This window comes from Rhodococcus sp. 14-1411-2a (assembly GCF_002259485.1).
Taxonomy (GTDB): Bacteria; Actinomycetota; Actinomycetes; order Mycobacteriales; family Mycobacteriaceae; genus Rhodococcoides.
On sequence record NZ_NPGA01000011.1, the window covers coordinates 224,150 to 235,569 of the forward strand.

An 11,420-nucleotide genomic window follows, 5' to 3' on the forward strand; every position below is an offset into this window, starting at 1 on the left:
CTCGACGGCGAGCAGGGCCCATTTCGGCCCTCGGAAACTACGCTCCACCTGTGCCGACGCGGTCTGCCCCTCGACGCAGGCGAGAGACGCAGATCGCACCGACGTCGATTCGGTGTGAGCTCCGGTCCCTACACTTGCTCGCATGTCGGCCACATCGGGAATCCACGTGCGCCCCCGACGACACGGCGACCTGACCACTCTCCTGCCCATCCTGCAACGTGCGCACGAATTACACCGTTATCCCGTGCGCGCAGCGGCGGTGCGAGCCGACTGGCTTGCCCCACCGAACGAACTCGCGGCCTGGGTGGCCGAGTCCGACGACGCCGTCGTCGGCCATGTCGCGCTGCACTCGACGGCGGCACCGGGAACCGATCCCGGCGCGGACGACGCAAGCGCGCAGTGGCGGCGAGCAACGGGGGTGGCTGCTGATCGACTCGCTGTGGTGTCGCGCTTGGTCACCGACGGTTCCGTACCGGGCAGTGGAACGACTCTGCTTGCACACGCGATCGATGCTGCGCGCGATGCAGGGCGCGTGGCGGTTCTGCTCGTCGAGCCGAGTAGCGCCGCCCTCGGCTTCTACCGCAGGCGAGGGTGGCAACAGATCGGGACGTCTGCGCAGCAGTGGGGCGAGTATCGAGTCGATGCCGTGCTGATGGTGGCACCGTCTCGCTGAGCCGACTGGCCACGTGCACGTTCACCCGCGCTCGGTCACGCCGACAGTGCAAAAAACGCACACACCACTGCACCGCAGAGACGTACGCGGTCCGCCGATCGCAGCCGACTCATCAGGTGTTCGTTGCGTCCCGCACGCCCCAGTTCGCCATGGGTGGGGGCAGCCACGAAGGCAGTCGCCGACGCCGAGACCGCCGCGCCGCCGATGCTCGTCAAGACAACCGCATCGATCGGCCCGGACACCAACACCCACAGACACGCAGCAGCGAGCAGTCCGTAGACCGGCCCGACGACGAGGGTTATCCGACGCGAGTGCGCGTCGTGGGCACGCGACCAGTCTTCGTCCGGAACCTCCGCCAGCGCCGGATAGACGACGCCGGTCACCACCATCTGAAAGCCCAGGTGGAGGGCCGCGGCGGCGAGAAGCGCGTCGACCGGGGTCATGTGTCGCACGATACGTGCACGGCCGAGTTGTCAGAATATGTATCGGCGCGATACATTCTTCGATAGTGCGGTCAATCGCATCGTCATGATGTGATCGTTGGATTCGAGAAGGGGGAGTTGCATGCTCGAGCTCGCAATTCTCGGACTGCTTCTCGAATCACCCATGCACGGTTACGAGCTCCGCAAGCGGCTGACCGGCCTGCTCGGAGCTTTTCGAGCGTTTTCGTACGGATCGCTGTACCCGGCACTCCGTCGACTACAAACCGACGGACTCATCGCCGAGGACGCCGGTCCCGACTTGCTCGTGAAGAGACGAGCAAAACGGGTGTATCAGCTCACCCCGCTCGGCAGGGAACGATTTGCCGAACTGGTGGCCGACACCGGACCGCAGAACTACACCGACGACGGATTCGGCGTACATCTTGCCTTCTTCAGTCGGACTCCCGCGGAAGCTCGAGTCCGCATTCTCGAAGGCAGACGTCGCCAGGTCGAGGAGCGCCGAGAAGGCCTCCGCGACGCTGTGGCCAAGGCGAACGGGACACTCGACCGCTACACCCGGCAGCTACATCAGCTCGGTCTCGAATCGAGCGAACGCGAGGTGCGCTGGCTCAACGAAGTCATCGCAGCCGAGCAGGCCGACCCCAACCCAGCACCGTCCCGCACAGCACCAAACAGGACAGTCAAGACAGAAGGAGAACCCGACCATGGGTGAGAACAACAACGCAATCCGCGTGGCCATTGTGGGTGTGGGCAACTGCGCCTCATCCCTGGTCCAGGGTGTCGAGTACTACAAGGACGCGGACGAGAACGCCACCGTCCCCGGCCTCATGCACGTCATGTTCGGCAAGTACCACGTCCGCGACGTCGAGTTCGTCGCCGCGTTCGACGTGGACGCCAAGAAGGTCGGCTTCGATCTCTCCGAGGCCATCTTCTCCAGCGAGAACAACACCATCAAGATCGCCGACGTACCCCCGAAGGACGTCCACGTCCTGCGCGGACCGACCCTCGACGGTCTCGGCAAGTACTACCGCGAGACCATCACCGAGGCCGACGGCGACGCCGTCGACGTAGCGCAGGCCCTGCGCGACGCCAAGGTGGACGTGCTCGTGTCCTACCTCCCCGTCGGATCCGAAGAAGCCGACAAGTTCTACGCACAGGCCGCCATCGACGCAGGCGTCGCCTTCGTCAACGCGCTGCCCGTCTTCATCGCCTCGGATCCCGTCTGGGCCAAGAAGTTCGAGGACGCTGGCGTCCCCATCGTCGGCGACGACATCAAGAGCCAGGTCGGTGCCACCATCACCCACCGCGTCATGGCCAAGCTCTTCGAAGACCGCGGCGTGCAGCTCGACCGCACCATGCAGCTCAACGTCGGCGGCAACATGGACTTCCTCAACATGCTCGAGCGCACCCGCCTCGAGTCGAAGAAGATCTCCAAGACCCAGGCCGTCACGTCGAACCTGCAGAAGGAATTCAACGCCAAGGACGTCCACATCGGACCGTCCGACCACGTCGGCTGGCTCGACGACCGCAAGTGGGCCTACGTCCGCCTCGAAGGCCGCGCCTTCGGTGACGTTCCCCTGAGCCTCGAGTACAAGCTCGAAGTATGGGACTCGCCCAACTCCGCAGGCGTCATCATCGACGCAGTCCGCGCCGCGAAAATCGCCAAGGACCGCGGAATCGGTGGACCGGTCATCCCGGCTTCGGCCTACCTGATGAAGAGCCCCCCGAAGCAGCTGGCCGACGACGTCGCCCGCGAGCAGCTGGAAGCGTTCATCATCGACGCATAAGTGCCTGCGACAGTGGTGTGACTGAGTGCCTGCGACGGCACTCATCCGCGCCACGGCCCCCGCCCGCCAGTCCACTCGATGTGACATTGACCCCCGAAAAGGCCACTGAATGTCACATCGAGTGGACCGGTGGGCGTTCGTCTATCCCGCCGCGGTGATTTCTCGTGGATCGAATGTCACCCGGATTTCTTTGATGTATCCGTCCTCGATTCGCTGCCAATTGGCGGTGCTTGCCGGGGAGGCGATCGACGTGTGCAGATCGAACCACGTCAGTACGTTGGGGCCGTCCACGAAGACGTGGGCGATATCGATGTCGGTGACGATCTCCGACATTCCTTTCAATCCCGCCACACATTCCGCGCCGTTGGCCGCTGTGCCCAGTGGCCCCCGGAATGTCGCGTCCTCGTGCAGGATCGACGCCAGGGTGTCGAAATCTTTGCTTTTCCAGGCCTCGAAGTAGGTTGCGGCAACTTCTTTCGGTGTCCGTGTCATGACCTCGAGTCTCGAGCGCACCGGGTCAGAAGTCCAACAGTTGCTTCCGATGACCATCAGAAGTTCTACTCATAGCCGCAGCTGAAGCTAGCGCGCTATCGTGTGCTGGTGGCCATCGATCCCACGTCCAAGCATCCGGTCCTCGAACGCGTCCGCGCGCTGGCCTTCGCCTATCCCGAGGTGTCCGAGAAGATCTCCCACGGACGGCCTACCTTCCGCACGTCCTCGGTCTTCGTGTACTTCGGCGGTGGCGTCAAAGGCGGCGACCAACACGACCTCTCGATCCTGGTCAAATGCGAGAGCGCCGAGGAACAGCGTGCCTGCGAGCTCGAACCCCGGTACTTCCACCCCGCCTACCTCGGACCGGCCGGCTGGGTGGGATTCGACCTCTCCGACGCCGACGACGACGTCTGGGCCGAGGCCGCCGAACTGATCGACTGCAGCTACCGCGTGACTGCCCCGAAGCGCAACGTCGCCAGACTCGATGCCGGTGAGGGTCCGAATCTGGATGTTCAGCAGTGGAACTGAGGCAGCTGGAGTACTTCGTCGCCGTGGCCGAGGAAGCGAACTTCACCCGCGCCGCTGCCCGAGTTCACATCAGCCAATCCGGCGTCAGCGCCCAGATCCGCGCGCTCGAACGAGAACTCGGTGCCGAATTGATCGACAGATCCGGCGGTACAGCAACATTGACCACCGCAGGCAAGGCCGCGCTGACACACGCCCGTGCGACTCTGGCCGCCGCCGACTCGGTTCGGCAATCCGTCGACGATGTTGCCGGACTTCTACGCGGATCCGTCCGGATCGGCATGGTGACCGCGTGCACCGTCCCACAACTGTTCGACGCGTTGGCCCGCTTCCGTTCGGCGTATCCCGGCGTCGAACTTGCTCTGCAGGAGGGGAATTCGGATCGTCTGGTAGCCGATGTGCGCTCCGGGGATTTGGATCTCGCACTGGTCGGCGTCGCGGCTCGGGCCCCGGACGGACTGGAATCGATGGTGATCGTCGAGGAACGAATCTGCGCGGCCGTGTCACCGAACCATCCGTTGGCATCGCTCGAGCGGGCGACGTTGGCGCAGGTGAATCGCTACCCGATCGTCTCGCTTCCCGTGGGTACCGGAGTGCGGGCGGTGTTCGACCGTGACTGCGCCGGAGCGGGACTGTCGCCGTCGATCACGTTGCAGGCCAGCGCTCCCGACGCAGTCACCGACCTCGCTGCACGCGGCCTAGGGGTGGCAATTCTGAGCGCATCGATGCTCGATACCTACGGCGATCGACTGACTGTGGTGGAGCTGGCGGATTCGACCACGGCAGCGCTGTTGGCTCTCGTCTGGACCCCGAAACCGAACGCCGCGTCGGCGAGGTTGGTCTCGATGACGCAGGATGCCTTCAGTATCACCGTGAGCTGAGCCTAGGCGAAACAAGAGTCGTTCGGCGCGACTGTCGGGACCTCCTACCCCAGCGCCGGATGCACACGCGAACCTACGGTCGAGGACATGAAAACTCCCACCTTCCGTCAGCGTCTTCGCTACGACGCCGGCGGCGTACTTCCGGAAGACCTACGGGATTGGGTCCTCCACGACCTGACGGGGCGTGGATCCACTCCACGCTATCTGGCCCGATTCCTTGTTCCACTCGTCGCCGTGCTCCTGCTGTTCCTCCTGTTTCCAGGGCCGAACTGGATCGCAGCTCTGATGATGCTGCTGATCATCATTCCGGTCGTCTACTTCGCCTCGGGATTGCATCTGGTGTATCGCGCGTTCCGGCTCGGGCAACACGGGATCGACGCAGCCTCGATTCCACGCGCGACGCCCAGCGCTAAGCGCGACCGCAAGACCTACGAGGCCAACTACAGGCACCCGTGACCACCACAGCCGATACCCGACCGAAAACAGCACAGGACAAGGCAACCATGACCAGCACCCAGACAGAGCCCGCAACCGACGTCGGAATGCCACGAATCGGAGACCGCGCGCCGTCGTTCACCGCAGTCACCACGCAAGGGCCGATCGACTTCCCTGCCGACTACCGCGGAAAATGGGTCATTTTCTTCTCGCACCCCGCAGATTTCACACCCGTCTGCACCAGTGAGTTCATCACATTCGCCGCCATGTCCGACGAATTGCGCGAGTACAACACCGAATTGGTCGGACTGTCGATCGATGGTCTGTACAGCCATATAGCGTGGTTGCGCACGATCAAGGACAAGATCAGTTTCAACGGGATGTCCGGCATCGAGGTCAAATTTCCTTTGGTCGAGGACATCTCGATGGACATCGCCCGCGCGTACGGCATGATCATGCCCGGCGAGAGCTCGTCGAAGGCAGTGCGGGCGGTGTTCGTCGTGGACCCGAAGAGTGTGGTGCGCGCAGTGATCTACTACCCGCTGAGCACCGGTCGGAACTTCGACGAGATCCTGCGTCTGATCAAGGCACTGCAGACCGCAGACGCATTCGACGTTGCGACGCCGGCAGATTGGCGCCCGGGCGACCCGGTCATCGTGCCACCGGCCGGTTCGTGCGGTACTGCCGCGGACCGAATGGACGGTACCGATTCCGACGTGGAATGCCAGGATTGGTTCTTCTGCACACGGTCGATCAGTGCAGAAGACATCGAAGGTGCCATCCGCGCACGCTGAGAGTCAGCGAATCTTCTTGACGGTGAACCACAGTGCGACAAGCAGACCCAGCAGCGCCAGCGACGGCAGTACGCCGGGATCACCTCCGATGATCCCGGCGACAGCGAACCCGAGCGCCACCAGCGCGAAGAATCCCAGAATGCCCGCCAACAGCTGCAGATGATCCTGTGCCGTCACGACTTGACGCCGCCTGCGGTCAAGCCCGAGATGATGCGGCGTTGGAACAGCAGCACCATGATCACCAGCGGGATGGCCACGATGGTCCCGGCGGCCATGATTGCCGCATACGGCACCACGAGCGGATCGTTGCCGGTGAACCGCGCGATGGCCACGGTCACCGGCTCGGTGCTGTCACTCGAGAGCTGACTCGCCAGCAGGTACTCGTTCACCGCTGCGATGAACGCGAGGATGGCGGTGGTGAACAGGGCAGGTGCGGCAAGTGGAAGCATCACCAATCGGAAGGCCTGGAAGCGTCCGGCGCCGTCGATCCGGGCGGCTTCTTCGAGCTCCCAGGGCAATTCGGCGAAGAACGCCGCCAGCGTGTAGATCGTCAATGGCAGTACGAACGAGATGTTCGGGATGATCATGGCCTGATAGCTGCCGATCCATCCGATGTTGGTGAAGAACTGGAACAGCGGGGTGACCAGCGCGACGACCGGGAACATCGAGGCTCCCAGAATGATGCCCGTCACCACGTACTTGAAGCGAAAGTCGATGCGCGAGAGTGCATACGCAGTGAAGACACCGATGGTCAGCGCGATCAGCGTGGTCGCTCCGCCGACGATGAGGCTGTTGCCCACCGCCCGCAGAAAGTTGTTGCCGTTCGCGGTCGACAGGGCATTTTCGAAATTTTCCCACGTGACATGCGTCGGCCACGGCGTCGTGTCGAAGGTGTAGCGCGGGTCGCGGAACGCGGTGACGACCATCCAGTAGAACGGTGCCAGTCCCCACACGAGAATGACGACGACGCCGAGATAGATGCGAGCCTGCTTCATCGGCCGGCCCCCTTACGCTGATTGTCCTGAGTGGCAACAGCATTGGCACCGAGGAACTTGACCAGGACGAACGCCACGACGAAGATCATGACGAACGAGATGGTCGACAGTGCCGCAGCGCTGTTGAATCCCTGCCGGATCTGCTCCACCACCAGGATCGAGATGGTTCGAGTGGCGGGGTTGCCTTCGGTGAGGATGGCGGGCAGGTCGTACATCCGCAGCGCGTCCATGGTGCGGAACAGAATTGCGACCATCAGCGCGGGCTTGACCAGTGGCAGCGTGATCTTGGTGAAACGCTGCCATGCCGACGCACCGTCGACGCGAGCTGCCTCGTAGACGTCCGCCGGGATCATCTGTAGCCCGGCCAGGATCAGCAGCGCCATGAACGGCGTCGTCTTCCAGACATCGGCGATGATGACCGCGAAACGCGCGGGCCATGCGTCACCGGTCCACAGAATGTTCGTTCCCAGAATGCGATTGGCGATACCGTCGTACGCGAAGATGAAGTACCAGAGCTTGGCTGTGACCGCCGTCGGGATGGCCCACGGGATCAGGATCGCGGCGCGCAGCAGGGCCCGTCCGGCGAAGGTCTTGCCCATGATCACGGCCATGGCGAAGCCGATGACCAGTTCGATGGACACCGTCACGACGGTGAAGAACGCGGTGTTGCCGACCGCGCCCCAGAACTGAGAACCGAGAGTTCCCGGTGGGCAGGGCACCAGCGTGCCCGACGCCGACGTGCATTGCTGCAGTATCCAATGCGTGTAATTGGCGAAACCCGCAGAGCCACCGGAGACGAACATGCCGGTGGCCGGATCGAGACCGGGATCCTTGGAGAACGACATCACCAGAGCTCGAACGACCGGGTAGACGATGACGATCGCGAGGATCACCAGCGTCGGTGCGATCAGCAGCCACGCCCGACCAGGCGTCAGGCCGAAACGCTTGTTCTTGGACCGCACATGCCGACCGCGGCCGGGGGACGAGCCCCCGGCCGCGGTGGTTGCGCCGGCCCCACTGGTCACACCAGCAGGTACAGCCATTGGTTCTCCCGAAATCAGTTGGCGCCGGCGGTTTCGATGCCGGCCTGCATGTCCGTGATCGCCTGGTCGACGTTCTTCTCACCCTTGATCGCGGCAGACACGTTGTCCTGCACGGCCTTCGACACGGCCGGGTAGAACGGGGTTACGGGACGCGGAACTGCATTCTCGATGGATTCCTTCAGTGCGGGAAGGTACGGCATCGCGGCGATCAGTGCGGGGTCGTCGTACAGCGATGCGAGCACGGGCGGCAGTGCACCCTCGGCGATGATGCGCTGAGCCTGCTCGCCCTGCAGGAATCGCAGGAAGTCGGCAGCGGTGGCCTTGTTCTCGGAGTACGCGCTGATCGCGGCGTTGTATCCGCCGAGCGTCGAGGTGCCGACTCCGGTGACTCCGGGAAGCGGTGCGACCGAGTACTTTCCGGCCACAGTCGATCCTTCCTCGGCCGCGGTGCCGTAGACGTACGGCCAGTTGCGCAGGAACAAGGTCTGACCGTCCTGGAATGCCTGCTGGCTCTCGGACTCCTTGAACGTGGTGTCCTGAGCGGGAATGACGCCGGTCTCGAACGCGGTGACGAGGGTCTGCAGTCCTGCCCTCGCCTCCGGGCTGTCGACGGTGGGGGTCTTGCCGTCCTCGGCCACGATGGATCCGCCGTGCGCATTGATGATCTCCGACGCGTTGGCCGTCAGACCTTCGTACGGGGCGAATTGCCCGGCGTAGCAGTCGATGTTGTTGTCCCGGGCGACCTGGCAGTCCTCGGTCAGCTCGGCCCAGGTGGTGGGCGCCTCGGGGAGCAGATCACTGCGGTAGTAGAGCAGTCCACCGTTGGTGTTCTTCGGTGCGGCGTACTGCGTGCCGTTGTAGGTCGCGCTGGCGACGGTTGCGGGCAGAACGCCTCCGTTGTCGAGCGCGAATTCGCCCTCGAGCGGCACGAGCCAGCCCTTGGCCGCGAACTCGGCGGTCCAGACGACGTCGAGTGCCATCACGTCGTAGTCGCTCTGCTGAGCCTGCAGCTGCTGGACGAAGTCGTCGTGGGCCTGATCGGCGTCGGCGGACTGCTCCTTGAAGGTGACCTGCTCGTCGGGGTGGCTGGAGTTCCACTCCGAGATGATCTGCTGGACGACACCGGTCTCGGTGGTGTCCTGGCCCTCTACATAGGTGATAGGTCCACGGCCGTCGGCATTTTCGGATGCAGCACCCGAATCGCCGCCCGAACCGCTGTCGCTCGAACATCCGGTGAGCGTCAGCAGCGTGGCTGCCGTTGCAACCACCGCCACCTTCGTGATCAAAGACGCCATTGTTCTCTCCACTTACTTCTACGCGGTGGTATGTGCCCGGAGATGGGCACGCAGAATCTCGCTGTGATGCTCCCCCCGACACATATGTCGATGGGTACTGTGGCACACATCGCACCGCGCAGTGGTCGTTATCGCGTTCCTGAATCGGTCAACCAGGACGTGTCGTAAGGGGCCGGTAGCCTTTCGCTCATGAGTTCGGACAAGATGCTGACGCGGATCGGCGGGCTGCTGCGCCAGGCCGAGTCCACCGACAATCCACACGAGGCCGAGGCCTTCATGGAGGCAGCTCAGCGTCTGGCCACGTCGGCGTCGGTCGATCTGGCAGTGGCTCGTTCGCACAGCGCGTCACGGGAACGGCAGGCGACACCCAGCCAGAAGGTGATCCCCATCGGAGAACCGGGCAAGCGTGGACTCAAGACCTACGTGCACCTGTTCGTGTCCATCGCACACGCCAACGACGTCCAATGCGATGTGTCCCGATCGTCGACGCAGGTGTTCGCCTACGGTTTCGACTCCGACATCGAGACCACCGAAGCCCTCTACTCCTCGCTGCTGATCCAGATGGTGCGAGCCTCCGACGCGTACATCAAGTCCGGTGCCTACAAATCCGAGACGGCCATCCGTACCGTCACCGAGATCAAGAATCGCCGACGCTACACCCGGCGCGAGGAAGTGCCGGTCGCTGCGGTGACGGCGCGGCTCAACTTCCAGACCGCATTCGCGTCGCGCATCGGTCAACGACTCGGTGACGTGAAGAAGGACACCGAGGCCAAGGCCATCGCACAGGAGCAGCAGGGCGCTGGTACGGCGCTTGTGTTGCGCAACAAGGAGATCGAACTGCGCGACTACTATCGACAGACCTCGACCGCGCGCGGACACTGGCGCGGCCAGAGCGCGAACGCCGGCTACTCCGAGGGTGCCCGAAAGGCCGGAGATCGAGCGGGGCGAAACGCGAAGATCGGCGGTCATGCCGAAATCGACGCCGCGAGCCGGCAGTTGGGTCGCTGACTACCGAGTTCGCGGCGATGCCGCGAACACCGGCCATCCGATTTCCGTGCGCCACTGCGTCGAATCGTCCGTATCGCGCGGCCCGACGGCGTAGACCTCACGAACCGGCCCCGCGATGGCCAGGCCGTTGGTCTCCACGTAAATCCCCAGAGCGCCGTAGGTGACGTCGATATCGTCGTGGGGCCCATGATGGACCGTCACCGCGAGTTCGGTCGGCTGCAGCGTCATCGGCCGAATTCTGTTCAGAGAGAGCGTATGTGCGGTGGGGACATAGACGGTCATGGCCCCGCGCCCCTCGGTGAACAACTCGTTGTCGTACAACCCACCCGGTGGTCCGGTGTTGTCGGAAACGGCTGCGTCGATCTCGGCCATCGCGTCGGAGTACCAGTCCAGCACCTCGGACGCGTCGACCATCTCGGAAATTGCTGCGACAGAGCACTCTTCGGTGAGGATGCGTCGAACCTCGATGGTCGGTGGCGTCGGGTCGAGGAGTCGCCGCAGGGCCGTGACCGCTGATCGGGTGTCGTCCAACTGCCGCTCGAGCCGAGTGAGGTGTTCGGTGATCAGTCGGGCTCGGGCGTCGGGGTCCGGGGTGTGCATGATCGCCCGCACCTCACGCTCGGGCATCTGCATGGTGCGGAACCGGCTGATGACCTGCGCCGTGGCAACCTGATCGGTGTCGTAGTACCGATAGCCGGAGTAGTCGTCGACGGTCGCAGGCTCGAGCAGACCCGACTCGTGATAGCGCCGCAGCGTCTTGACCGACAGGTGCGTGATCCGAGAGAACTCACCGATCGTCAACAAACCGTTCATATCGACATTCTGACCCCTCCCCCTGCGGGAGAGTGAACACTCGCCTTGGGACAGGGGTGACACTCGGTTCACGGCCGAACTTCGATGCTGGGGATTCGGGTGTAGCCGGGGCTGGTAGCAAATGCGCGCGCATTCGCCAAGTGCGCGGGGAATCGCGTCGAATCGGAGACGAATCTGCTCGCGTATGACAAACGCGCGCGCATTTGCGGGGACTCGGGGTGCGGGGACTCCAAAAT

15 protein-coding genes are annotated in these 11,420 nt (G+C 63.7%); 8 read left to right on the forward strand and 7 right to left on the reverse strand.

The window, feature by feature from the left end:
* Nucleotides 1-142: 142 nt before the first annotated feature.
* Nucleotides 143-673: a GNAT family N-acetyltransferase gene (locus CH291_RS09470; RefSeq protein WP_068047494.1), complete on the forward strand. Its 531-nt coding sequence runs from the start codon at nt 143-145 to the stop codon at nt 671-673.
* 35 nt (nt 674-708) lie between these two features.
* On the opposite strand, the gene CH291_RS09475 is transcribed toward CH291_RS09470, so the two are convergent.
* The gene (locus CH291_RS09475; RefSeq protein WP_094638365.1) at nt 709-1,116 is read right to left on the reverse strand and encodes a hypothetical protein; all 408 of its coding nucleotides are present in this window, start codon (nt 1,114-1,116) and stop codon (nt 709-711) included.
* A 121-nt stretch (nt 1,117-1,237) separates the two neighbouring features.
* Here CH291_RS09475 and CH291_RS09480 point away from each other — a divergent pair, with 121 nt between their 5' ends.
* On the forward strand, nt 1,238-1,828 hold the full coding sequence (locus tag CH291_RS09480; protein ID WP_068047497.1) for a PadR family transcriptional regulator: 591 nt from the start codon (nt 1,238-1,240) through the stop codon (nt 1,826-1,828).
* On the forward strand, nt 1,821-2,903 hold the full coding sequence (locus tag CH291_RS09485) for an inositol-3-phosphate synthase (protein WP_032396939.1): 1,083 nt from the start codon (nt 1,821-1,823) through the stop codon (nt 2,901-2,903). The genes CH291_RS09480 and CH291_RS09485 overlap by 8 nt, the downstream gene beginning before the upstream one ends.
* A 141-nt stretch (nt 2,904-3,044) precedes the next feature.
* Here CH291_RS09485 and CH291_RS09490 read toward each other — a convergent pair whose 3' ends face one another.
* Nucleotides 3,045-3,395, reverse strand: a complete 351-nt coding sequence (locus tag CH291_RS09490) for a nuclear transport factor 2 family protein (RefSeq protein WP_094687319.1) — start codon at nt 3,393-3,395, stop codon at nt 3,045-3,047.
* 108 nt (nt 3,396-3,503) lie between these two features.
* Between CH291_RS09490 and CH291_RS09495 the strand changes: the two genes are divergently transcribed.
* From CH291_RS09495 to CH291_RS09510, 4 genes are all read left to right on the forward strand, one after another.
* Entirely contained in the window at nt 3,504-3,923 is a 420-nt protein-coding gene (locus CH291_RS09495; protein ID WP_306437681.1) for an MmcQ/YjbR family DNA-binding protein, read from the forward strand.
* Nucleotides 3,914-4,801 carry a LysR family transcriptional regulator gene (locus CH291_RS09500; protein ID WP_094687295.1) on the forward strand — a complete coding sequence of 296 codons (888 nt, stop codon included), beginning with the start codon at nt 3,914-3,916 and terminating at the stop codon, nt 4,799-4,801. Before CH291_RS09495 ends, CH291_RS09500 begins: the two co-directional genes overlap by 10 nt.
* 87 nt (nt 4,802-4,888) lie before the next feature.
* Complete coding sequence (locus CH291_RS09505; RefSeq protein ID WP_094687296.1) at nt 4,889-5,257, forward strand: DUF5313 family protein; 369 nt, start codon at nt 4,889-4,891, stop codon at nt 5,255-5,257.
* A gap of 47 nt (nt 5,258-5,304) precedes the next feature.
* Nucleotides 5,305-6,030: a peroxiredoxin gene (locus CH291_RS09510; RefSeq protein WP_256980785.1), complete on the forward strand. Its 726-nt coding sequence runs from the start codon at nt 5,305-5,307 to the stop codon at nt 6,028-6,030.
* A gap of 3 nt (nt 6,031-6,033) precedes the next feature.
* Here the strand turns inward: CH291_RS09510 and CH291_RS26755 are convergent, their stop codons facing one another.
* The 4 genes from CH291_RS26755 to CH291_RS09525 are packed head-to-tail and all read right to left on the reverse strand — an operon-like array spanning nt 6,034 to nt 9,363.
* Nucleotides 6,034-6,207 (reverse strand): hypothetical protein, encoded by a 174-nt coding sequence (locus tag CH291_RS26755; protein WP_176460445.1) that lies wholly within the window; start codon nt 6,205-6,207, stop codon nt 6,034-6,036.
* Nucleotides 6,204-7,025: a carbohydrate ABC transporter permease gene (locus CH291_RS09515; protein ID WP_094687297.1), complete on the reverse strand. Its 822-nt coding sequence runs from the start codon at nt 7,023-7,025 to the stop codon at nt 6,204-6,206. Before CH291_RS09515 ends, CH291_RS26755 begins: the two co-directional genes overlap by 4 nt.
* A complete protein-coding gene (locus CH291_RS09520) occupies nt 7,022-8,068 on the reverse strand; it encodes a carbohydrate ABC transporter permease (RefSeq protein WP_179276493.1) in 1,047 nt (348 codons plus the stop codon). Before CH291_RS09520 ends, CH291_RS09515 begins: the two co-directional genes overlap by 4 nt.
* Nucleotides 8,069-8,082: 14 nt before the next feature.
* Nucleotides 8,083-9,363, reverse strand: a complete 1,281-nt coding sequence (locus CH291_RS09525; protein ID WP_094687298.1) for an ABC transporter substrate-binding protein — start codon at nt 9,361-9,363, stop codon at nt 8,083-8,085.
* 189 nt (nt 9,364-9,552) lie between these two features.
* Here CH291_RS09525 and CH291_RS09530 point away from each other — a divergent pair, with 189 nt between their 5' ends.
* Nucleotides 9,553-10,371: a DUF2786 domain-containing protein gene (locus CH291_RS09530; RefSeq protein WP_094668539.1), complete on the forward strand. Its 819-nt coding sequence runs from the start codon at nt 9,553-9,555 to the stop codon at nt 10,369-10,371.
* Here the strand turns inward: CH291_RS09530 and CH291_RS09535 are convergent, their stop codons facing one another.
* A complete protein-coding gene (locus CH291_RS09535; protein ID WP_094668540.1) occupies nt 10,372-11,184 on the reverse strand; it encodes a MerR family transcriptional regulator in 813 nt (270 codons plus the stop codon).
* Nucleotides 11,185-11,420 lie beyond the last annotated feature (236 nt).

Excerpts from the sequence above, each read along its gene's own strand:
- CH291_RS09470 (WP_068047494.1), top strand. The coding sequence starts at position 143 with ATGTCGGCCACATCGGGAATCCACGTGCGCCCCCGACGACACGGCGAC.
- CH291_RS09475 (WP_094638365.1), bottom strand. The coding sequence starts at position 1,116 with ATGACCCCGGTCGACGCGCTTCTCGCCGCCGCGGCCCTCCACCTGGGC.
- CH291_RS09480 (WP_068047497.1), top strand. The coding sequence starts at position 1,238 with ATGCTCGAGCTCGCAATTCTCGGACTGCTTCTCGAATCACCCATGCAC.
- CH291_RS09485 (WP_032396939.1), top strand. The coding sequence starts at position 1,821 with ATGGGTGAGAACAACAACGCAATCCGCGTGGCCATTGTGGGTGTGGGC.
- CH291_RS09490 (WP_094687319.1), bottom strand. The coding sequence starts at position 3,395 with ATGACACGGACACCGAAAGAAGTTGCCGCAACCTACTTCGAGGCCTGG.
- CH291_RS09505 (WP_094687296.1), top strand. The coding sequence starts at position 4,889 with ATGAAAACTCCCACCTTCCGTCAGCGTCTTCGCTACGACGCCGGCGGC.
- CH291_RS09510 (WP_256980785.1), top strand. The coding sequence starts at position 5,305 with ATGACCAGCACCCAGACAGAGCCCGCAACCGACGTCGGAATGCCACGA.
- CH291_RS09515 (WP_094687297.1), bottom strand. The coding sequence starts at position 7,025 with ATGAAGCAGGCTCGCATCTATCTCGGCGTCGTCGTCATTCTCGTGTGG.
- CH291_RS09520 (WP_179276493.1), bottom strand. The coding sequence starts at position 8,068 with ATGGCTGTACCTGCTGGTGTGACCAGTGGGGCCGGCGCAACCACCGCG.
- CH291_RS09525 (WP_094687298.1), bottom strand. The coding sequence starts at position 9,363 with ATGGCGTCTTTGATCACGAAGGTGGCGGTGGTTGCAACGGCAGCCACG.
- CH291_RS09530 (WP_094668539.1), top strand. The coding sequence starts at position 9,553 with ATGAGTTCGGACAAGATGCTGACGCGGATCGGCGGGCTGCTGCGCCAG.
- CH291_RS09535 (WP_094668540.1), bottom strand. The coding sequence starts at position 11,184 with ATGAACGGTTTGTTGACGATCGGTGAGTTCTCTCGGATCACGCACCTG.